This window comes from Rosenbergiella nectarea, from assembly GCF_900111105.1.
GTDB lineage: Bacteria > Pseudomonadota > Gammaproteobacteria > Enterobacterales > Enterobacteriaceae > Rosenbergiella > Rosenbergiella nectarea.
This window is the reverse complement of sequence record NZ_FOGC01000006.1, coordinates 151292-173540: the sequence shown is the minus strand read 5'-3', so window position 1 is coordinate 173540 and position 22249 is coordinate 151292. Positions and strand designations below refer to the sequence as shown.

The window sequence follows — 22249 nt, the reverse complement described above, 5'->3', positions numbered from 1 at the left end:
AAAAAAATCGCTAAGCTTATTCCATAAAGTTACTGCTCATTCCAAAACAACATTTCATCAATAGGCAATTAAGCTTATATAGTTTATTCATTGAAAGACTAACTTTACTGAGTGTGTGTGGACTACTTACCGCTATTTGCTGAATTAAAAAACCGCCCGGTTCTAGTAATAGGTGGTGGAGAAATCGCATCGCGAAAAATCGATCTTTTACTCCGCGCGAACGCTATCGTCCATATCGCCGCTCGTCAGCTCTCGGAAGAGGTTAACGCGTGGGTCAATGAGAAAAAAGTCTTATGGATCGCCACAGAGTACGATGCGGCACAAATTGATCAGGTTTTCTTTGTTATCGCCGCGACCGACGATTCAATATTAAATGAACGGGTCTATCAAGATGCCCAACGTAAGTTTAAATTGGTCAATGTCGTCGATGACCAAGCCCGTTGCAGCTTTATTTTTCCCTCAATCGTCGATCGGTCCCCGATTATTGTGGCGATCTCCTCTGCGGGTACGGCACCGGTACTTGCTCGGTCATTGCGCGAAAAGATTGAGACGTTATTGCCTGCACGGTTAGGCGATGCTGCACAGCTCGCTGGACAATGGCGCGATCGCGTTAAACAGCGTTTCCATCGGATGGCGGATCGACGCCGTTTTTGGGAGCGCCTTTTTAACGGTGAATATTTACATCAAGCTACGGCTGGCAATCTGCCTCAGGCTGAAAAAATCCTGGCAGATAGCTTGCATCAGCCTATTTCACAACGTGGTGAAATTTATCTAGTCGGCGGTGGGCCGGGAGATCCTGGTCTATTGACCCTACGAGGTCTACAAGTCATGCAGTTGGCCGATGTGGTGCTTTACGATCATCTGGTCAGCGAAGAGGTATTGGATCTTGTCCGTCGTGATGCCGAGCGTATTTGTGTGGGTAAACGGGCCGGCGCTCACTCAGTCCCGCAAGACGAAACTAACCAATTACTTGTCACCCTGGCGTTAGAAGGGAAAAAAGTCGTTCGTCTGAAAGGCGGCGACCCGTTTATTTTTGGGCGCGGGGGCGAAGAGCTTGAAGCAGCCGTTGCGGCAAACATCCCTTTCCAAGTCGTTCCCGGGATCACGGCAGCAGCAGGAGCAACCGCTTATGCGGGAATTCCGCTGACCCACCGTGACTATGCGCAAAGTGCGGTGTTTATCACCGGACACTGCCGTAAAGATGGACGGGAGCCTGACTGGGCGGCCTTAGCCTTAAGCGATCAAACCCTGGCCATTTATATGGGCACGGTGAAAGCGGCAGAAATTAGCCGTCGCCTGATCGAACACGGACGCGCCGCCGATACGCCCGTTGCGGTGATTGGGCGAGGGACTCGACAGGATCAACAGGTGTTGACCGGTCGCCTCGACCAGCTCTCGGACTTAGCGGCCAAAGCGCCTACGCCGGCATTAGTGGTGATTGGCGAGGTTGTTCACTTACATAAGCATTTAGCCTGGTTTCAGAAGTCATCCGCATCGATTACTTCCTCTTCAGCGCTTACACCCATTATTTGAGGTATCGTATGGACCCACAACGACTAACTCACCTGCGTCAGCTGGAAGCAGAGAGTATTCACATCCTACGCGAAGTGGCGGCAGAATTTTCTAATCCGGTCATGATGTACTCGATCGGTAAAGATTCTTCGGTCATGTTGCACCTAGCCCGTAAAGCTTTTTATCCTGGCAAATTACCGTTCCCCCTTTTGCATGTCGATACGGGCTGGAAGTTCAAGCAAATGTACGAATTCCGTGACCGTACCGTCAAAGAAATCGGCGCAGAGTTAATCGTCCACCGTAACCCTGAAGGGGTGGCAATGGGCATTAATCCCTTTGTGCATGGTAGTGCCAAACACACCGATATCATGAAAACCGAAGGGTTAAAGCAAGCATTAAACAAATATGGGTTTGATGCGGCTTTCGGTGGCGCTCGCCGCGATGAAGAGAAATCCCGCGCTAAAGAGCGTATTTATTCGTTCCGTGATCGTTTCCACCGTTGGGATCCGAAAAACCAACGGCCAGAGCTCTGGCACAACTATAACGGGCAGATCAACAAAGGCGAAAGTATCCGTGTGTTCCCGCTCTCTAACTGGACCGAACTCGATATCTGGCAGTATATCTTTTTAGAGAATATTGAGATCGTTCCCCTTTACTTGGCCGCGGAGCGACCGGTATTGGAACGTGATGGTATGTTAATGATGATCGATGACGACCGCATTGACTTACAGCCGGGTGAAAAAATTGAACAGCGTAAGGTCCGTTTCCGTACCCTAGGATGCTGGCCGCTGACGGGCGCGGTAGAGTCGTCCGCTGAGACGTTACCGGAAATCATTGAAGAGATGTTGGTATCCACGACCAGCGAGCGTCAAGGGCGCGTTATTGACCGGGACCAAGCCGGATCGATGGAAATGAAAAAACGCCAGGGTTACTTCTAAGGATCTGATTATGAATAATGCATTAGCACAACAAATTGCCGAACAAGGTGGCGTAGAAGCTTGGTTGACCGCTCAGCAACACAAAAGCCTATTAAGATTTTTAACGTGCGGCAGCGTCGATGATGGGAAAAGTACCCTGATTGGCCGTCTGTTACACGATACCCGTCAAATTTATGAAGACCAGCTCTCTTCGCTACACAATGACAGCAAACGCCATGGTACCCAAGGTGAGAAGCTTGATTTAGCCTTACTGGTAGATGGCTTACAAGCCGAGCGTGAGCAAGGTATCACTATTGATGTGGCTTACCGCTATTTTTCTACCGAAAAACGCAAATTCATCATCGCGGACACCCCCGGGCATGAGCAATATACGCGGAATATGGCAACGGGTGCCTCGACCTGTGATTTGGCCATCCTCCTCATCGATGCGCGTAAAGGTGTACTGGATCAAACTCGCCGCCATAGTTTTATCTCAACCTTATTGGGTATCAAACACTTGGTCGTTGCGGTAAATAAGATGGATCTGGTTGAGTATAACGAGACCACGTTTAATGAGATCGTCCAGCAATACCTCGATTTTGCAGAGCAATTACCGAAAGACCTCGATATCCGTTTCGTTCCAGTCTCTGCTCTAGAGGGTGAGAATATCGCGGCTAACAGTCAGTACATGCCATGGTACAGCGGGCCAACACTGCTTGAAATTCTTGAAACGGTGGAAGTGATAAGAGTGAGTGAAGGGCAAGCTATGCGCTTCCCTGTACAATACGTCAATCGTCCAAACCTCGATTTTCGAGGCTATGCCGGCACTGTTGCATCAGGCACGGTATCGGTTGGACAAGGCATCAAAGTCTTACCGTCCGGTGTTAGCAGCCGCGTGGCTAAGATCACTACTTTTGACGGCGACTTACCGCAGGCTTCGGCAGGCGAAGCCGTGACGCTGGTGTTGGAAACGGAAATTGATATTTCGCGCGGTGACCTGTTAGTTGACGGTGATGCACAATTAAGTCCGACCCATGCTGCAGAAGTTGATGTGGTATGGATGGCAGAGAATGCGTTACAGCCGGGACAAAGTTACCAGATTAAAGTAGCAGGTAAAACGGCACGCGCGGTGGTTGATGAAATCATTCATCAAGTCAATATTAATACCTTAGCCACCAGCGAGGCGGAGAGTCTGCCGCTAAATGCCATTGGGCGTGTCGCCTTAACCTTCGATGAGCCGTTAATGCTTGACCCTTACGCAGAAAACCCGGTTACCGGCGGCTTAATCTTTATTGATCGCCTTAGTAATGTCACCGTGGGCGCGGGCATGGTGTATCAGACACGTACGCTCGACGCGACACAATCGACCGGACAATTCAGTGCTTTCGAACTTGAACTTAATGATCTGGTCCGTAAACACTTCCCACATTGGGATGCCAAAAATTTACGAGACAGCCTTAAATGAGTCGGCAAGCTGAAAATATTGTGTGGCATGAACATGCCGTCACACCAGAAATGCGTGAAACGCTGCACCGCCACCGTGGTGCAGTGGTCTGGTTTACTGGGCTTTCGGGGTCTGGCAAGTCGACACTTTCAGGTGCCGTGGAGCAGGCGCTCCATCAGCTGGGGAGTAGCACCTTTCTGCTCGATGGCGATAATATTCGCCAAGGGTTGTGCCGAGATCTTGGGTTCAGTGATAACGACCGCAAGGAGAATATTCGTCGTATCAGTGAAGTGGCGAAGTTGATGGCTGATGCCGGGCTGATTGTCTTAACGGCTTTTATTTCGCCGCACCGTAGTGAGCGACAGTTAGCACGTGAGCTGATTGGTGAAGAAAGATTCATCGAAATATTTGTCGATACGGCCCCCGAAATCTGTGAAGCTCGCGATCCGAAAGGGCTCTATCGGAAAGCGAGAGCGGGTGAAATTAAAGACTTCACGGGGATTGGCTCCGGCTACGAAGCGCCGCTCTCACCAGAATTACGGGTCGATGGCGAACAATTGGTTACAAAACTGAGCGAGCAAATCATCAATCTGTTACGTGAGCGCGCTATTATCGCAGCTTAACCCTCCAAGGATAAGTTACGATTGCTATGCCAGAGTTGCCAGACCCCGTTATGATCCGTCCCTCATTACCTAAAGAGTGGCCCTCAACACTCGTTGCGGGGGGGTGCTTTGGCCTTTTTGCTTACTTCCTCGCAATACTTTCCCCCTTCATCGCGTTCGGGGCCAGTGTACTGTTTTTTTTCCTCTATACTTGGCCTTTCTTTTTGGCTTTATTACCCGTCGCCGTTTTTTCTGGGATGGCGATTTCGGTTTGGCAACAACAGAAGATCTTCCTAACTTTTATACTGACACTACTGCTAGTGAGTGGCAGTTTTTGGGGACTCTTTTATGCGTTTGTCGGCTGGTAAAGCCACAGTTATCTCACTGCGTAGCCTAAAAGTTGTCGGAAAACGCTGACTTGCGACAGGTTACAGTGGAGTCGGGCGCTAACTTATGGGAAGATTAGCGACTCTGTTGGGGGGAAGGATGGGAAAACTCACTTTATTGCTACTCATTTTACTGGGATGGTTACAATATTCATTGTGGCTCGGTAAAAATGGTATCCATGATTACAGTCGCGTCAGCGAGGAAGTTACGCAGCATCAAGATGCTAATGCCAAATTAAAAGCGCGTAACGACCAACTGTTCGCTGAAATTGACGATCTGAATGGTGGTTCCGAAGCCATTGAGGAACGTTCTCGAGATGAACTTGGGATGATTCGTCCTGGTGAAACCTTCTTTCGCTTAGTGCCTGAACAGAATCGTAACGCCGTAAATAATTCGGCATCAGGACAATAACAACGACGAAAATCAATGATGAAAACCGTTTCAACTACGGGAATTGTTGCTGTGGTTCCTGCTGCCGGTATTGGTAGCCGCATGCAATCATCTTGCCCAAAGCAATATCTCTCTATTGGCCCCAAAACTCTTCTTGAACACAGCATTGCGGCGCTTATTGATCATCAGGCTATAAATAGGGTCATCGTTGCGTTGCACCCTGAAGACGATCGATTTCAACAATTACCTATTGCGCGTGATCCGCGTGTCAGTACGGTGGTGGGTGGTGCAACCCGTGCAGAGTCAGTATTAGCAGGCTTGGCGGTGATTGACGCTCAGACGACATCTTGGGTGCTAGTGCATGATGCCGCTCGGCCATGTTTAGCCTCTGAGGATCTTGAGCGTTTAATCGGGTTGACTAGCCATTCTACGGTGGGAGGCTTATTAGCCACCCCTGTTAAAGACACGATGAAGCGGGCTATTGCTAGTGAACAGCGCGTGCAACACAGCGTGGAACGCGCCGATCTTTGGCATGCGTTGACCCCTCAATTATTCCCCCTATCGCTACTTAAACAGTGCTTACATCAAGCACTTGAACAAGGTAAAGAGATTACGGACGAAGCCTCCGCCTTAGAGCTAGCGGGCTATCAGCCAATATTAGTAGAAGGGCGAAGCGATAATTTAAAAGTGACTCGCCCGGAAGATCTGGCGTTAGCGGGCTTTTATCTCTCTCAAAAAAACCAATAGGAGCATTATAATGCGTATTGGCCACGGTTTCGATGTACATGCTTTTGGCGGGGAAGGTCCCCTGATAATTGGAGGGGTTCGCATTCCCTTCCCGCAAGGTTTTCTTGCCCATTCTGATGGCGATGTCGCCTTACACGCATTAACAGATGCTCTGCTCGGTGCTGTCGCGCTGGGCGATATCGGCAAACTGTTTCCCGATACCGATCCCGCTTTCAAAGGCGCGGATAGTCGCGGACTGCTGCGTGAAGCTTGGCGTAGAATTCAAGAGAAAGGTTATGCAATAGGGAATGTCGATGTGACGATTATTGCGCAAGCGCCAAAGATGTTACCGCATATTCCACAGATGCGTATTAATATTGCCGAAGACTTAGGGTGTCATATGGATGACGTCAATGTCAAAGCCACCACCACCGAAAAACTCGGGTTCACTGGCCGTGGTGAAGGGATTGCCTGCGAAGCCGTCGCGCTACTGGTAAAGGTTGGCGGATAATGGAGTCGACTCCACTGCAATGGCTATTGGGCAAGCCAACAGCGACAGGCATCATTAAACAGTCAGCGAGTGACTTCCGTGTTATTGAAGATCTTGGCTATACTGCTGATCAGCAAGGTGAACATTTATTAATTCGGCTACGTAAGACGGGGTGCAATACTCGTTTTGTGGCAGATGCCTTAGCGAAATATTTGAAAATACCGGCCCGAGAAGTCAGTTATGCGGGGATGAAAGATCGTCACGCCGTCACTGAGCAAACGTTCTGCGCGCGCCTTCCGGGTAAAGAGATGCCAAGTTTTGCACACTTTACCCTTGAAGGGGTGGAGATCTTGGACGTGGCACGTCACCAACGTAAAGTGCGTATTGGTGGTTTGGCCGGTAATACTTTTGAACTGATCGTGCGTGATGTCAGTGATAAAGCGAGTGTCGAGCAACGGTTAGCCGCGATTGCCGAACGAGGGGTCCCCAACTATTTTGGTGAACAGCGTTTTGGGCGAGACCGCCATAACTTAACGCTCGCACAACAGTGGGCAACAGGAGAGATACGGATTAAAGACCGTGCCAAGCGCAGCTTGCTACTCTCCGCAATACGTAGTGATATCTTTAACCAAGTTACCAGTGCTCGACTCGCGGCACAATCCAATCTCTCTACACTATGGGTGGGCGATTGTGTGCAGCTTACCGGGCGGGGGAGCTGGTTTGTCGTGAGCGAAGAAGAATTTAGCGAGACGCTAACGCGTGTCCAACAAGGTGAACTGCGTATAACCGCCCCATTAGTCGGTAAGGGGAACACTGTCGTGACTGGCGTAGCCGCTGAATTCGAGCAACAACAGTTGGCGACGCAACAGGCATTTATCTCGCTGTTATCAAATGAGCGTGTCGATGCAGCACGCCGCGCGATGCTCGTTTGTCCGCGAGACATGACGTGGACATGGTTAGATGGCCAGCATTTACAGCTTGACTTTTGGTTGCCAGCAGGCAGCTTTGCAACCAGTGTCGTTAGAGAACTCGTGTTACAGGGAGAAATGATTGAGGATCCTGCTGAGTAATGATGACGGTGTCTTAGCACCGGGTATTCAACGTTTGGCCCAAGCACTGCGTAGCGTAGCAGTAGACGTCCAAATTATTGCTCCCGACCGCAACCGTAGTGGGGCATCGAGTGCATTGACCCTAGATATGCCACTGCGCACTTATCATCATGACAATGGTGATATTGCCGTGCAGCACGGTACTCCGACAGATTGTGTCTATCTTGGTGTGAACTGCCTGATGACACCTGCGCCCGATATTGTTATCTCTGGGATTAATGCTGGCCCAAACCTTGGCGATGATGTGATCTATTCAGGAACGGTTGCCGCGGCCATCGAAGGCCGTCACCTTGGCTTACCGGCACTCGCGGTATCGCTAAATGGCAATACCCATTACGATACCGCTGCCGAGGTTACCTGCCAGCTTCTGAAAATACTGGCGAAACATCCGCTGCGGTTGAGTCCGGTACTAAACATAAATGTTCCTAATCTCCCTTTAGCGGAAATTAAAGGATGGAAAGTCACTCGCTGTGGTTATCGCCATCCTGCTAATAAGGTAATAACTCAGCGTGATCCGCGGGGTGAAACCCTTTATTGGATCGGGCCACAAGGTAAGCCGCATGATGCGGGTGAAGGGACAGATTTTGATGCGGTAGAACAAGGCTATGTTTCTATCACTCCCTTAGGTATTGATCTTACTGCATACCATGCAGTATCCCAATTATCAGAATGGTTAGGGAATGTCGAGGGCCCAGTCACATGCTAAGTCGGCGTGTAGAGATGTTACTTGATTACTTGCGTCAGCACGGCATTGCTGATGAGTCGATACTGCGTGCTATTTCACTGGTACCGCGTGAACAATTTGTCGATGAGGCATTTGAGCATAAGGCTTGGGACAATAACGCACTCCCTATCGGCTACGGTCAAACGATTTCGCAACCCTATATGGTTGCGAGAATGACAGAACTACTCGGCCTAACGCCTTTTTCACGAGTACTCGAAATTGGCACGGGGTCGGGTTACCAAACCGCTATATTGGCGAATTTGGTTGAGCACGTTTATTCGGTCGAGCGGATCAAAGGCTTACAGTGGGCGGCCAAACGACGACTGAAAAACCTCGATTTGCATAACGTCTCAACACGCCATGGTGATGGATGGCATGGATGGGTTTCTCGTGGCCCTTTCGATGCCATTATTGTGACTGCAGCCGCTCCTCAGATTCCGCTCGAGCTTGTGGCGCAATTAGCCGATGGGGGAGTGATGGTTCTCCCCGTCGGCGAGGAGCAACAATTTTTACAGCGAATCCAACGTATTGGCGAAGAATTCACCGACGATATGATTGAACCAGTAAGGTTTGTCCCGTTAATTCCAGGTGATCTGGCTTAACGTTTTCCTCACATCGTCTCATAGCCTGTCTTGGCGTTGCCTGCTATTATTGGACGATTATTTCATTTAAGTTGTTTACAGTCCGAACGAGGATCGTAAAACCAATAGCCGTAAGCCTTATGGGGGAATGAATGAGCAAAGGAAGCAACAGTATTAATTATCGCCAGATGGCGCTCGCCTCATTGATTGCTGCCAGCTTGGCAGGATGTAGTTCTGATAGTACCGATTCACAAGCCCCGATCACAGCTATTGGTGCGAGTGGCGGAGCGCCAGCAGGCTCCACCCAACGTGCGGTTCAGCAGTATCCGAGGACGTCGTCTACTGTCCCACGTGCGCCACGTTCAATGGCCGCACAACCCGTTCAGGCGTCTCAGCCAGTAATGCCAGTACAATCGACTCAGCCGGTTCAGTCTACTCAGCAAGTGGTCAGTAGCCAGCCAGTGAAACTGCAAAATGGCAAAATTGTTTATAACCGTAATTATGGGAATATTCCTAAGGGTAGTTATAACGGCAGCACCTACACTGTTAAGCGCGGTGATACATTATTTTATATCGCATGGATTACAGGTAACGATTTTCGTGATCTTGCACAAAAAAATAGTATTGCAGCCCCTTACAGCTTAAATGCTGGCCAAGTTCTCCAAATTGGTAACGGTGCGGGACAACCCATAACAGGGCCTAATGAAATTAGTAAAGCAGATAACATCTCTTCTAATAACAATAGCGCAAATAATGTTCAGAGAACCGTTCCCAAAGAGGTTGCACAACAGCCAATAGTTACGTATTCTGAAGATTCTGACGAACAAAGCAGCAATAATTCTGCTCAATCAAGCAGTAAATTATTACCGAGCAAAGCGGCTGTAACAGGGAGTGCTGCGGCGCCTATTGTGGCACCGGCAACCGCTCCGACCGTCAGTAGTACGACCAGCTCGACGCCAATTACGACTTGGCGTTGGCCGACAAAAGGAAACATTATTGATGGTTTCTCGGCGTCGGAAGGTGGAAATAAGGGGATCGATATTGCGGGTTCTCGTGGTCAAGCAGTGGTCTCTACAGCAGCAGGTAGAGTTGTGTATGCAGGGAACGCGTTACGCGGTTACGGTAACCTGATTATCATCAAACATAATGATGATTACCTCAGCGCCTATGCACACAACGACACGATGTTGGTTAGAGAGCAACAAGAAGTCACTGCCGGTCAAAAAATTGCCACCATGGGCAGTACAGGGACGAGTTCGGTAAGATTGCACTTTGAAATTCGTTATAAAGGAAAATCCGTCAATCCGTTGCGTTATTTACCGCAGCGATAGATGCAGGGCCTTCTGGCTCTGCCAGGACCAGGAGGCATCACAATGAGTCAGAATACGCGTAAAGTTGAAGAGTTACATGATGTTGATTATGACGATCATGAGAATGTAGCTTTCGAAGAGCAGAATGCGACCAGCGATTCTAAAGATGATTATGGAATTTCTAGCGCAGAGGAAGATCTCTTTTCGCCGAATTCATCCCAACGGGTTCTGGACGCTACTCAACTCTATCTAGGTGAAATCGGTTTCTCGCCACTGCTTACTGCAGAAGAAGAGATCTATTTTGCTCGTCGTGCGCTACGAGGCGATGTCGCTTCACGCCGTAGAATGATCGAAAGTAACCTCCGTCTGGTGGTGAAAATTTCGCGTCGCTATAACAACCGTGGCCTGCCGCTACTCGATCTGATCGAAGAAGGTAACCTTGGTTTGATTCGTGCGGTCGAGAAGTTTGACCCTGAGAAAGGTTTCCGCTTCTCTACCTATGCGACATGGTGGATCCGTCAAACAATCGAGCGGGCTATCATGAACCAGACGCGTACCATTCGTCTGCCTATCCATATCGTTAAAGAATTAAATGTGTATTTACGTACTGCACGTGAACTGACGCAAGTTCTGGACCACGAGCCAACTGCCGAAGATATTGCACAGAAATTGGATAAGCCAGTCGAGGATGTCAGTCGAATGCTTCGCCTTAATGAACGTATTGCTTCGGTGGATACGCCAATCGGTGGCGACTCGGAAACGTCATTACTGGACATGATTTCCGACGACGATGATAACTCGCCAGAGTACACCAACCAAGACAACGATATGAAGCAAAGTATCGTGAAATGGTTGTATGAACTGAATGCCAAACAGCGGGAAGTTCTCGCGCGTCGTTTCGGTCTGCTAGGCTACGAGCCAGCTACGCTTGAAGATGTCGGCCAAGAAATCGGACTTACCCGCGAACGTGTTCGTCAGATCCAAGTTGAGGGTCTACGTCGTTTACGCGAGATCTTAGAAGGTCAAGGCCTGAGCCTTGATGCACTATTCATGTAATCGACCGTTACCGATAAAAAAGCCATCGTAAGATGGCTTTTTTTTGTCTAGGATTTAGAGCAGGGTTTTAAGGCGATAGATCCATTCCAGCGCTTGGCGGGGACTAAGAGTATCGGGATCGAGTGTTTCTAACGCTTCGATCGCTGGAGACGTTTCTTCGACTAATAAGGATAGTTGGTTGGTATCCTTATTCGCCGTGGGAGTATGGGAGGGCTGTGCCTCCAGTTCACGTAATTTTTGCCGAGCGCGTTTGATGACCTCTTTCGGTACACCGGCTAGCGCCGCGACAGCCAGCCCATAACTCTTGCTGGCGGCCCCTTCACTCACTGTATGCATGAAAGCGATACTATCGCCATGCTCCCGAGCATCAAGGTGAACGTTCTCAACACCCTCAAGTTGCTCAGGCAGCGCGGTGAGTTCAAAATAGTGGGTGGCAAAGAGAGTCAATGACTGTAATCGGCTGGCAAGATTTTCCGCGCAGGCCCAGGCCAGTGATAATCCATCATAGGTTGAGGTACCTCGTCCAATCTCATCCATCAGCACCAAGCTATTTCGGGTCGCATTATTGAGGATATTGGCTGTCTCGGTCATTTCGACCATGAAGGTCGAACGCCCTGAAGCGAGATCATCGGCGGCACCCACACGGGTAAAGATGCGATCTATCGGGCCGATCTTTACGGCTTCAGCCGGGACATAGCTGCCGATCCAGCTTAGTAAAGCAATTAATGCGGTTTGCCGCATATAGGTACTTTTACCGCCCATATTAGGGCCGGTGATAATCAGCATCCGGCGTTGGGGTTGTAGCGATACGGGATTGGCAATAAAGGGTTCTTTTAGTACCTGTTCAACCACGGGATGTCGGCCCAGCGTGATCTCGATACCCGTCTGTTCGGACAATTCAGGGCAAACATAATGTAATGCTTCAGCGCGCTCGGCCAAATTGGTCAACACATCGAGTTCCGCTAGCGCTGTTGCACTCTGCTGTAAGTCGGCAAGATGTGGCAGCAATTGATCGAAGAGCTGGTCATAGAGCGCTTTTTCCAAGGCCAACGCTTTGCCTTTAGAAGTTAAAACCTTATCTTCATACTCTTTTAATTCGGGAATGATGTAACGCTCGGCATTTTTTAAGGTTTGGCGGCGTACATAGTTAATGGGGACCAAGTGACTTTGTCCACGACTGACTTGAATAAAGTAGCCGTGTACCGCGTTGTAGCCAACTTTTAGGGTATCAATCCCTAAACGGTCGCGTTCACGAATTTCCAAGCGGTCAAGATAGTCTGTCGCGCCTGCGGCTAAGGCCCGCCATTCATCCAACTCTGCATGATAGCCTTCGGCAATAACGCCACCGTCTCTCACCAAAACCGGCGGCGTCTCGACGACGGCCTGGTCGAGTAATTCACGAAGCCCAGCAAATTCTCCACTGCGTTCGGCTAATAATTTGAGAGAAGGGCCAGAAGTTTCGGTCAGCAGTGCTTGAATATCAGGAAGCTGATGAAAGGCGTGCCGCATACGCGCTAAGTCTCGAGGACGCGCTGACCGCAAAGCTAATCGCGCGAGAATACGTTCCAAGTCACCAATTTGATGGAGTAGGGGCTGTAGCGATGAGGCTAATGGCTGTAATTCGGCAATCGCCTGCTGACGGGCAGTAATGATCGCGGCATCTCGTAGGGGCGTATGCAGCCAACGTTTAAGCATCCGGCTACCCATCGGGGTAACGGTGCGGTCCAGTACTGAGGCAAGCGTGTTATCCGTACCACCGGCGAGATTTTGCGTTATTTCTAAGTTTCTGCGCGTGGCGGCATCCATGATAATGGTGTCTTGCTGGCGCTCCATAGTGACACTACGTAAATGCGGCAATGCAGTACGCTGGGTATCCTTAGCATATTGTAATAAGCAGCCTGCCGCCGGTAGTGCGAGTAAGGCTTGTTCTACCCCAAAACCTTGTAAGTCACGGGTACCAAACTGTAATGTCAGTTGTTGCCGCGCGGTGGAAAGGTCAAATTCCCAGATGGGGCGGCGGCGTAAGCCTCGGCGCTGTTCAATTAAATGAAAGGCGGCAAAACCTTCAGGATAGAGCAGTTCTGCGGGATTGGTGCGTTGTAGCTCTGCTGCAAGCGTCTCCTCACTTTCTGCTTCGGTTAACAGAAAACGCCCTGAACCAATATCCAGGGTCGCATAGCCGAAACCTTGTTTCGTTTCATAAACTGCGGCCAGCAGATTATCTTGGCGCTCATTCAGTAAGGCTTCATCACTGATCGTACCTGGCGTGACGATACGTAATACCTTGCGTTCTACGGGGCCTTTACTGAGTGCTGGGTCGCCGACTTGTTCACAAATCGCGACCGATTCCCCCATCTGTACCAGCTTGGCTAAATAGCCTTCGACTGCATGGTAGGGAACCCCAGCCATTGGAATGGGTTGCCCGGCAGAAGAACCCCGTTTGGTTAATGAGATATCCAGAAGCTGGGAGGCACGGCGTGCATCATCAAAGAATAACTCATAAAAGTCCCCCATTCGATAGAACAGCAAGATATCGGGATGTTCAGCCTTAAGGCCGAGATACTGCTGCATCATCGGGGTGTGGGCGGCTACATTTGCGTTGTCATGGGTCGGCATAACTCATATTCCATTAAGTTTAAGGTAATCAGTGATTTTTTTAATTCTTATTCAGTATCACTAAGCCTTATGAAAAATTACCCAACACATCAGTCAGCGCGGGATCAGAAACTATAGTGTTAAGCGGGTTCGGAAAAATTGTACCGAATACACCCTTACTCCACACGGCGGTTGAAAAGTATTTTATCTTAGTCACCTACAGGCTGTCGCAGATAAAATTGAGAGGCTTATCGAAAGCTGGGCTTGAAATAGTCTGCGCCCAACCGCTCATTCTATAAATCTCCCTATTAGCGCCATTCTTTCATCGGGTGATGGCTACTTTGACTTTCAGTGTTTTTACGTTATGACTTAAGGCTGAGGAAACCTAAAACGGTTAAAGAAAAATATTAAACGATATTGCTATCATCGCCATTGTTGGTGGACTGACGGGAGTGACCACGGCTGTTTGGCGTCGGCGGTAGTGTTATGACGGTCCCTCTGCTACGTAAACATGGCTTTAGCATAAAAGACTGTATTAGCCATGCTAATCCGCTCTCCCTCCCTGTGGCCTTATGTGCAACCATCACCTATACGATCAACGGCTGGGGGAAAATTCCGGTAAGCGGTTTTCTTGGCTATATAAGCCTCACTACACTGGCAATCCTGATAGTAACGGGTGGCGTAGGGATCTCTATCAGCCAGCGTAATCTACCCAAAATCGCTGATGGGTGGCATGCCCGGCTTTATGTTTTACTGTTAATTGCGGTGCTGGTCGCAATGCTAAGCTAAGTCGGTAATCGTTATACTCTTGCACTAGAGGGCTCACCCGTCATATTTAGGCGCACGGGTGAACAGTGCTCCTGCTTATCCTTATGTTGGCCGCCACAGATCTAGGCGCTGCTCCTCAGAAATACCATAATAGGCCGATGGGCCTCCCGCACGCAGTATCGGCGCTGCATCAATGGTTTGATAGATCCCCTCACTGTCCAGTAACGATGCCTCTATATGAATCATTACCACTTCGCCTAATACCAACCAACTGTCGATAGGCTGATCTTGGCTATCGCGCAGTTGGAGCAGCTGGGTTAGCCGACACTCGAAATGTACCGGGCTTTCCGCCACACGGTCGACGGCAATAAGTTTGCTTTGGACCGGCGTTAATCCGGCTAGTGCAAACTCGTCTTCGCCATGAGGCAGTGGCGCAGAGGTTTGGTTCATTGCCGGCGCTAAGGGCTGGGTCACCAGGTTCCACACAAACTCTTTTGTTTCGGCAATATTTGCCACGCTGTCTTTCCATCCGCTACTGGCGAAACCAATGATCGGTGGGTGGTAATTAAAAAGATTAAAAAAGCTATAGGGGGCTAGATTCCGTTGGCCTGCGGCATTGCGTGAGGAGATCCAGCCAATAGGCCGTGGGGCGATAATGGCATTGAGTGGGTCATGGGCTAAACCATGACCCTGTGCCGGTTGATAACTATGAGTTGCTTGCGTCATCGTCGATATTCCTCATTACTGAAGGGGCGTGACTGTCAGTATAGTGCAGACCCGGCATCGTGAGGATTATGCGCCAGCTCTACTCCCACGGAACGAAACTATTAATGATCCCTTGAAAGTGTTCGCGTTGCTCAGGTTGAGGAGCCGCCGACGCAAGCGACAGCATCACGATATTTCTTTTATAGGGGTTTAGGTGCTGATGCAGGGGTAAGTGAATAAAGGCGCAGTGCTGAGTAAAAAAACAGCCCTCATATAAGAACTTATGGGTTTGTTGAATTATTTCACATTGTGCGGGCCCCAATGTGCGGGGGGGTAACGATGTCTCAAGGGTAAAGGCGGGCACTTGGCGTTGCATTTTCTCAACTTCTTGATCGACAAAGTGCTGGAGATCTTGATTATCGTTAAGCCGTCCATGGTTGATAATAATTTGATAGGCATTATCTTGCTTATCGATAAAGTGAAGCTGATGCACACTGCGGTTGTCGAGCGGAACCGGTGTAAGAAAATACCCATCAGCAAAGGGATATTTAGATAGTTGACCATCCATAGTAATTTTTCCTTAAAGTAAACAATAGGGCCCATCTTCCTTTGACCAAGGCCATTCGATGATAATCCCCCAGCCAGACCCCTCCCACCACGAGGCAAGGCGTATCAGCGAGGGAGGACGATTAGGGGTCGACCAGCACGTAATATCAAGCCTGCCGGATCGAGCCATCACCTGAGCAGTTGAATACTGGTACTGAGCCAGGCGCGGCGTATTCAGGCCATAGAGATGAATAAAGAGCTTATCGGGTAACGTTGACCCGATTAATGACGTCACGTTGATCGGCTTTGTATGATAAATACGGTGAGCATTACGCCATGCGGCATCGTTAGGCGGGGGAGGAAAATGGCTACGACACTCTGGCGACAAACAGTCAGCGTAGCAACTGGCTAACTGAAAATTTAGGCCACATTGGTGTTCGAACTGCTGGCGTGTTCGCAGTGGGCCAAGGGTTTTATCCCCTGCTTTGAATTGAGAGAGGGTGGGTAGGCCCAATAATCTTTTCACGTGCTGTTGTGATCGAAGCTCCCGTGATATCCAGGTTCGGTCGACTTCACCCGCTTGCTGAGCGGAGAGACTCTGGTCGTTCCAAATTTTCGGGGCGTCTTGACGAGTATAGTGGTGCCAGAGAACGGGATACCCCAGGTGATAAATATCATAACCCCAGCTAAAAGCGCGCAGTGACAGCGTAATTTCTTCCCCTTCAAAGAAAATAGTCGAATCATTACCGACTTCCGTCACAAAAGCACCTTGAGTAAAAATAAACCCCGCCGCCAAAAAACTGCCTTGTACCGGATAGGTACTGGTTAATACCCGGCTCGCTAAGGTCGGCAGTCCCTCTGGATTAAAGGTATTAAAAGTGACGCGATGAGCATGTTTAGCAAAGACAATATCGCCTTCCGGTGTGGTGTGATAGCTCGGTGGATAATTACTGATTAAGGGTTTAGTACACTGTTGGCTCAAGGTAGCGAGGGTATCAATTAAGCGTCTATCCCACATTTTATCGAATAAGCTATGGGCATCAATCTGCAAAAACCACTGTTCATCCTGATAAAGTTGATCACACAGGGCGCGAGCAAAACCGACCCCTTGCGCCTTTTGATAAGGCAGTGCAATCAGTTCAACCAGTGCAGCGCTGCCCTGAAGTTGGTAAACCGGAAACCCAGCAATTGCCGAGACCGAAGCCGGTGCCCATCCCGCCTCAATAAGGCGATTGAGATCGTTATCGTCCTGCCAATAGATGGCAATATGCAATTTACTGGCATCTTCAGCTTGGGTAATCACGCTATCAAGCGTCTGCCACAACTCTTGATCACGATAACTGGCGATATTGATAAAGATGCGATGATCCATCGTTAATTTATTCAATCGTAAATTGTATTTCCGCATAGGCGGTGAATGGCCCTGCGGCGGGAGGACTGTTGAGGCCAGGTCTTAAAACTGCTTGCCAAGTAAAGTTAGCCTCGCCTAGGCTCGCAATATTGTTCAGGCTTTCGCTACGTGTGCCATCCACTAGAAGTAGATTTTTATTACTGTCATAAATCGAGATACGCAGTCGATCGTCCTGTCCTGCGGAATCTGTCACTTTAATGGATTGGTGGTCGCTGCTGAGTGTCTGGGCACTGATTGATGCTCGGGGTGAGAAGCGCTGGTAATCACTGCGGCAACTAATTTTAAAGTGTAGATCGCGATAAACCCCCTGCGCCAACCCGTTAGCATTGACCCGATTAAAGTCGATCGTTTTACTGGAGTCGAGGGTACAGCTAGGAATACTCTTCAGGGTTAAGGCCCCTAAATTTAATCGCATTGAATAGCTACTTGGCGTTGGAGTGAAGAGGTAGTTGTAGGCAATAATACCCAGTGGTAGGAGTTGCGCGTCAGCATTGGTCGAGAGCGAGAGCGTGTCGGCAACTTTATAAAATTCCAATCGATAAGCCGATCCAGGTTCGTAATCGAACGTTCCTTTCAATATGCCATTAGGGAACACCATTGTTTGTCTTTTAGGGTAACCGCCATAACCATCTCGACCATTAGTCCATAATACTTTTACCGCAATGCCAGGAATATCTGTGGCGTAGAGTTGATTAGAAATTTCCCGATTGGTGAGGTAAATAAGCTGTCGTCCATATTCAGTCCCGCGATCACAATCGTCGTAACCAATACGTGCAGTGATCGGTAAACTGTCAATACGGGCAAAAGGGCGATCGACACTGACAGGGGCATCGGCATCAATGATTAAGGTTTGAGAAGGGATAGTCAGGGTTGTGAGTGTGCCGCGGGCTAAAAAGCAGGCGGCGTAACCGGAGCTATTGAGTGTGATAAGTAAAAATAATCCGTATAACCATTTCATTTTAACATTCCTTTTCAAGAGTGAGCAGAGAGAGAAGCTCGCGAGGAAAGCGTTGACTAATTTGCGGGTAATCTAAGCCAATACTGTTTTCAGCAAACGACAAAAGGAGACTCAGTGGACTACTGGGCTCGTAATAGGCGAAGTTCTCGCGGATTTCGCGCAACTTTTCGCGTGCTTCGCTGCGATAGTGCAATGTCTCCACCCTTGACGGCTGGCCAGCAGCAGCCGTTAAAATAGGGGTGTCATTAGGGAAGGGCCCCTGAGGTTGTCGCTGATGAAAGCGGCAGAAAGTGGCTAATAGCGATGAAAGATGAGGAAAAGAGAGTGAATCAGTTCCCAAGGCGCTACTGGGTAACTGACATAATTGGTTTAGGCGTTGCTGTGCTACAAGACAAGACTCAAAAAAAGAGTGGTGATGGTGATAGAGTTGTTGTAACCGCTCTCTTTCTGTTAACGAACGTGTTTTATCAGAGAGGATCCACTGTTCAACTTCCGAGAGGGAGTAAGCCTCTTCCTCAGCGGTAATCAAGGTACACCGTCGGAGTTCAGCCACGCAGCCTTCAATCTCGTCAAGACCGGCTAAAGCGTTGTGGCGGAATTCTGGGACATGATCGCCTTCATCATAGCATTGCGGATGTACCGCTTCTGGCCATCGTTCAAGTAGCGCGATTAACAGTGCAGTTCCCTCGATAATAGAGGTTATGCCTTCTTGCGGCAAATGGGCGCGTATTAGCAATATGATCAGGCGAATATCTTTAGTTTGTTGACTCAACGTATGAAGGGTGGGGAGTAACGACGACCATTTAATCGGGGTGGGGGCTTGAACGAACTCCCCGTATTCAATAGATAAAGACGATGAGACCTGTTGCTGTAAGGCCAAAAACGCCGAGTGATAATCTAGGGGCGTGCCACAGGGGTGTTCATCATTGATAGGCTCCCAAAGCCATGGGTACTGAGCGAAAATTGGCGTTAAAGCTGACATATTCTCTTCCTTGAGTCATTGTCACGCGTTCAGTGTTCGACGCTAAGACGGGATGGATAAATCATACCTAATTGAGGGGTACCCTCTTCTTCATTGGCCAGCCACGTATCGAAGCCTAGCTGCTGGCGACTGGATAGCGCGCAGGGTAGTGGGGGGGGGACAGCCAGAATAAGCTGAATATCAGAGTGATAATTGCCTCCTGTAAGGTGTTGGATAGTTTGTGCAATACGCGCTAAACGATCTTGATCGGGATGTAAGGAAAGATATTGCTCATAAGTCAATGGGCCACACCACACCTTAAATTTATGACCGGATTGATAACTTGCCTCACCGAGGATCGCGCCATGGCCTAATAGCGGTGGGGAGGCTTTATCATCCAGACGACTTTGCTCTTCAAGGTTTAGTGTAATCCAACCGGGTTGGAACTCCTCAACTTGGAAAGGTAAATGAAACAACGCATTGAGCGTTGAAATCAGATCTTGTGGCGCGCAATTTTTACGTGCGAGATGAAAGCTTGCGGAGAGGAGCTTATGCCGTGTGAGTGGTGGGGGCGTAGTAGCGGGTATAGGCAGCCCTGATAAGCAATGAACATAATATGAAAATCGATCACACTCTGGGCGGTCCAAGGAGGCAGTATCTTGCGCGGCATACCAAGCTCGGAAAAATATCGCCATACTTCGATGATGGAAGAGGTCGATAAAATCGATCAAAGCACTATCTTGCTGTTGGGTGCGGGTTAATGCTAATTCTGAAAAATGGAGCGGCAGCGGCCCCTGCGGTCCCCAAACGCCTAAGCTAAAGAGCTTGATAGCTAATTGGTTATCTTGCCAAGTGAGTGAAGCGATCTCACTGGCCGGAAAAGCAAGGCTAACCGCTTGGCTTAATCGAAAATTCTCATCCTTCAGACTTAATGCGCCACCCGGAATCGGTTTTTGTGGATCCAGGGCTGAGAGTTGTCGCAGAGTGGCCAAGAAATTTCCCGACCAAGGGGTATTAAACGGCAGGTTTTTCAGCGCGTGGGACTTAGGATCCAGAAGGCGAGGGCGACTCATAGTAGCCCCCGTTGACCGACAAATGCCGGCCAACAATGAATGCACCCACGTTGCAATGACACGAGTTCCAGCTCGATAAAACTATTAACGGCGGTGTGTGTAGAGAGAAATAGGTCAATAACATGTCCGAATAAAAACGGACTATGGTTAGAGAACAGGCTCTCGTCTACCGTTAACGTACAGCTCACACCGCGACTGTTAAGTAATAAGTCATCGTGAGATAAGCGCCTAACAATAGGCTGGCAAGTTAAGCTCCTGACACTACGGATAATGGCGTCAGAAAAGCTATCGCCTCGATGTAAAAATAATTTTAATCTCTCGCGTAATTGTTCTGCGCGCTCAGTCGGGTGATCGGAATCAAACGGCTGATAGGCGCATTGTAAGAGATTAATCAATTTCCACGCAGAGTCAGCATAGGCAAGCGAGTTATGGCGTTGGCTAATACCGGTCACGAAGGTAGCACCAGTAGCGGGAATACTCTCCTCAAGCTGTAGGTCGAAACCCGCTTTATCAGGTTTGGGGAGCTGGCGCGGTAGATGACGATTAGAGACCAAGGCATCAATATGCAAACTGGCTAAGCGCGGAGAATAGGGGGGCTGAGATTGATCGACTAGACTTAGCCATACATCACTTTCTGTCGAGTGGCGTTCGGCAAAATCACCAATAAGCTGCGGTGTGCGTTCTAAAGAGAAGTAACGGCCCTCGTTATTTTCAGCCGCTACAGGTCCCTGATAGAGGGGATAAAACGTCGCCAACGCTTCCCCCTCACGGCTAAAGCCGCTGACCGAATTGACCAAGCAAACCTCATAGTCGGCGGGCCTGCTTCGATCGACGACAAGATGGTGTTTTAACGCGCTAGGGGAGACGTTGACTCTATCGACTTTACCGGGAAAGAGGTTAATCACGGGGACACAATGCAGACTAAAACGCTGGGCGTTGACCAGTGGGGCAAGTTCATTAGGGAAATTATCCAGCAATAGAATCACCTCGATTTGATTTTCTTGGCAGTGACGGAATGCGCAAGCGAGGCGAGAGAGTGAAAAAAAATAAAATTGAGCGCGAAAATCAAAAAAATCTTTTAGACAGCGATAGCCGTGATGGCTTTGCCAGAAGGGCTGTGCGGTGGAATAAACGCTAGGACGCGAGCGAACCAGTGGCTCAGTCTCTTGGCTAGAGAAGAGCGCGAAGTACGAGCTAGACTTCACGGCAATCCCTGAATAATGGCAGGCCAGGAGCTCAAACAAATGGGACGAGACCTGTTCATCGCCACTGAGGTAAATCGGTAGCTCATCGCAATCGGTCAGTTGTGAGAAGAGCATTCCATGCGAGAGGGACAAGGTTAGGCTGATTGCAGCTTTAGCCGTGATCGCGTTACCTGTTTTATCGATATTCGTCATCACCTCTGGGGAGACTTTTGTCAAAGCAGCGTGTTCTAAAGTAATAGGCCAAAGTGTGAGCGGACGGCATGTTCTAAATTCACAACGAGTATTATCTTTACTGATGACTTGGCTCATTAACGGCGTATCGGTATCGATGGTATAGCCAGTGGTCAACTCCCCTTGCGTAATAGAGGGATGAATTTTCACTACTGATTTGGCGGGAGTAGGCATGGTAAATTCTGGAGAGAGGCTATTGAGTAAGCGTTGAGTAAAGGGTTCAAACTCAGCATCAATTTTTAATTGTGTTCTGGCATTGAGAAAACAGAAGGAGTCGATGAGCCGCTCGATCCAAGGATCCACAATGGCGGTGCTGTGAATATTAAGGCGCTTAGCGATTTTGGGGTGCTTTAGTGCAAAATCTCCAGCGATCTCGCGCATAAACAGTAATTCCCGTCGGTAGTAGTTAAGGAACCGTTGGTCCATGAAGGCATCTCCCAAGAAAAGATGAAAAGCGATGATGAATAGAATGATTATTTTTATAACAACGTCAAAAAGCTAATTAAACCTCGGCCATTAATCAATAAATTAATAGTTATTTTTATTTA

The 22249-nt window shown here is 49.0% G+C and carries 21 protein-coding genes and 1 pseudogene; 14 read left to right on the top strand and 8 right to left on the bottom strand.

What is annotated here, in order from left to right; all coding sequences use genetic code 11:
* Positions 1–117: 117 nt before the first annotated feature.
* The 13 genes from cysG to rpoS all read left to right on the top strand — a co-directional run bounded on the left by cysG (position 118) and on the right by rpoS (position 11248).
* Complete coding sequence (gene cysG, locus BMX14_RS09120; protein WP_092675857.1) at positions 118–1533, top strand: siroheme synthase CysG; 1416 nt, start codon at positions 118–120, stop codon at positions 1531–1533.
* Between the two features lie 8 nt (positions 1534–1541).
* Positions 1542–2450 (top strand): sulfate adenylyltransferase subunit CysD, encoded by a 909-nt coding sequence (gene cysD / locus BMX14_RS09115; RefSeq protein WP_092675854.1) that lies wholly within the window; start codon positions 1542–1544, stop codon positions 2448–2450.
* 10 nt (positions 2451–2460) lie between these two features.
* Positions 2461–3894 (top strand): sulfate adenylyltransferase subunit CysN, encoded by a 1434-nt coding sequence (gene cysN / locus BMX14_RS09110; RefSeq protein ID WP_092675851.1) that lies wholly within the window; start codon positions 2461–2463, stop codon positions 3892–3894.
* Positions 3891–4496 (top strand): adenylyl-sulfate kinase, encoded by a 606-nt coding sequence (gene cysC, locus BMX14_RS09105; protein ID WP_092675848.1) that lies wholly within the window; start codon positions 3891–3893, stop codon positions 4494–4496. Before cysN ends, cysC begins: the two co-directional genes overlap by 4 nt.
* A 26-nt stretch (positions 4497–4522) precedes the next feature.
* Positions 4523–4843, top strand: a complete 321-nt coding sequence (locus BMX14_RS09100) for a DUF3561 family protein (protein WP_092675845.1) — start codon at positions 4523–4525, stop codon at positions 4841–4843.
* A gap of 118 nt (positions 4844–4961) precedes the next feature.
* Entirely contained in the window at positions 4962–5273 is a 312-nt protein-coding gene (gene ftsB / locus BMX14_RS09095; protein WP_048912562.1) for a cell division protein FtsB, read from the top strand.
* A gap of 15 nt (positions 5274–5288) precedes the next feature.
* Positions 5289–5999, top strand: coding sequence for a 2-C-methyl-D-erythritol 4-phosphate cytidylyltransferase (ispD, locus tag BMX14_RS09090; protein ID WP_092675842.1), 711 nt, complete (start codon positions 5289–5291; stop codon positions 5997–5999).
* Between the two features lie 10 nt (positions 6000–6009).
* On the top strand, positions 6010–6489 hold the full coding sequence (gene ispF, locus BMX14_RS09085) for a 2-C-methyl-D-erythritol 2,4-cyclodiphosphate synthase (RefSeq protein WP_092675839.1): 480 nt from the start codon (positions 6010–6012) through the stop codon (positions 6487–6489).
* Positions 6489–7538: a tRNA pseudouridine(13) synthase TruD gene (truD, locus tag BMX14_RS09080; RefSeq protein ID WP_092675836.1), complete on the top strand. Its 1050-nt coding sequence runs from the start codon at positions 6489–6491 to the stop codon at positions 7536–7538. Before ispF ends, truD begins: the two co-directional genes overlap by 1 nt.
* Complete coding sequence (gene surE / locus BMX14_RS09075) at positions 7519–8283, top strand: 5'/3'-nucleotidase SurE (RefSeq protein ID WP_092675833.1); 765 nt, start codon at positions 7519–7521, stop codon at positions 8281–8283. Before truD ends, surE begins: the two co-directional genes overlap by 20 nt.
* Positions 8277–8903, top strand: a complete 627-nt coding sequence (locus BMX14_RS09070) for a protein-L-isoaspartate(D-aspartate) O-methyltransferase (protein WP_092675830.1) — start codon at positions 8277–8279, stop codon at positions 8901–8903. Before surE ends, BMX14_RS09070 begins: the two co-directional genes overlap by 7 nt.
* A 131-nt stretch (positions 8904–9034) precedes the next feature.
* Complete coding sequence (nlpD, locus tag BMX14_RS09065) at positions 9035–10213, top strand: murein hydrolase activator NlpD (protein ID WP_092675827.1); 1179 nt, start codon at positions 9035–9037, stop codon at positions 10211–10213.
* Positions 10214–11248 carry an RNA polymerase sigma factor RpoS gene (gene rpoS, locus BMX14_RS09060; RefSeq protein ID WP_408011868.1) on the top strand — a complete coding sequence of 345 codons (1035 nt, stop codon included), beginning with the start codon at positions 10214–10216 and terminating at the stop codon, positions 11246–11248.
* A 54-nt stretch (positions 11249–11302) separates the two neighbouring features.
* On the opposite strand, the gene mutS is transcribed toward rpoS, so the two are convergent.
* The gene (gene mutS, locus BMX14_RS09055) at positions 11303–13864 is read right to left on the bottom strand and encodes a DNA mismatch repair protein MutS (RefSeq protein WP_092675821.1); all 2562 of its coding nucleotides are present in this window, start codon (positions 13862–13864) and stop codon (positions 11303–11305) included.
* A 441-nt stretch (positions 13865–14305) separates the two neighbouring features.
* On the opposite strand from mutS, the pseudogene BMX14_RS09050 reads away from it, so the two are divergent.
* Positions 14306–14632 (top strand): annotated as a pseudogene (locus BMX14_RS09050) (TSUP family transporter); the annotation flags it as partial.
* A gap of 81 nt (positions 14633–14713) precedes the next feature.
* Here the strand turns inward: BMX14_RS09050 and BMX14_RS09045 are convergent.
* The 7 genes from BMX14_RS09045 to tssF form a co-directional block, all read right to left on the bottom strand.
* The gene (locus BMX14_RS09045) at positions 14714–15337 is read right to left on the bottom strand and encodes a flavin reductase family protein (RefSeq protein WP_092675816.1); all 624 of its coding nucleotides are present in this window, start codon (positions 15335–15337) and stop codon (positions 14714–14716) included.
* Between the two features lie 79 nt (positions 15338–15416).
* Positions 15417–15884, bottom strand: coding sequence for a DcrB-related protein (locus BMX14_RS09040; protein WP_092675813.1), 468 nt, complete (start codon positions 15882–15884; stop codon positions 15417–15419).
* 12 nt (positions 15885–15896) lie between these two features.
* Positions 15897–17234, bottom strand: a complete 1338-nt coding sequence (locus BMX14_RS09035; RefSeq protein WP_177173125.1) for a GlcNAc-transferase family protein — start codon at positions 17232–17234, stop codon at positions 15897–15899.
* A 7-nt stretch (positions 17235–17241) separates the two neighbouring features.
* Entirely contained in the window at positions 17242–18231 is a 990-nt protein-coding gene (locus tag BMX14_RS09030) for a fimbrial protein (RefSeq protein ID WP_092675990.1), read from the bottom strand.
* Position 18232: 1 nt separating this feature from the next.
* The gene (locus BMX14_RS09025; RefSeq protein WP_092675807.1) at positions 18233–19213 is read right to left on the bottom strand and encodes a type VI secretion system protein TssA; all 981 of its coding nucleotides are present in this window, start codon (positions 19211–19213) and stop codon (positions 18233–18235) included.
* Positions 19214–19242: 29 nt separating this feature from the next.
* Entirely contained in the window at positions 19243–20265 is a 1023-nt protein-coding gene (tssG, locus tag BMX14_RS09020) for a type VI secretion system baseplate subunit TssG (RefSeq protein WP_092675804.1), read from the bottom strand.
* Complete coding sequence (gene tssF / locus BMX14_RS09015) at positions 20262–22127, bottom strand: type VI secretion system baseplate subunit TssF (RefSeq protein WP_092675802.1); 1866 nt, start codon at positions 22125–22127, stop codon at positions 20262–20264. The genes tssG and tssF overlap by 4 nt, the downstream gene beginning before the upstream one ends.
* Between the last annotated feature and the right edge of the window lie 122 nt (positions 22128–22249).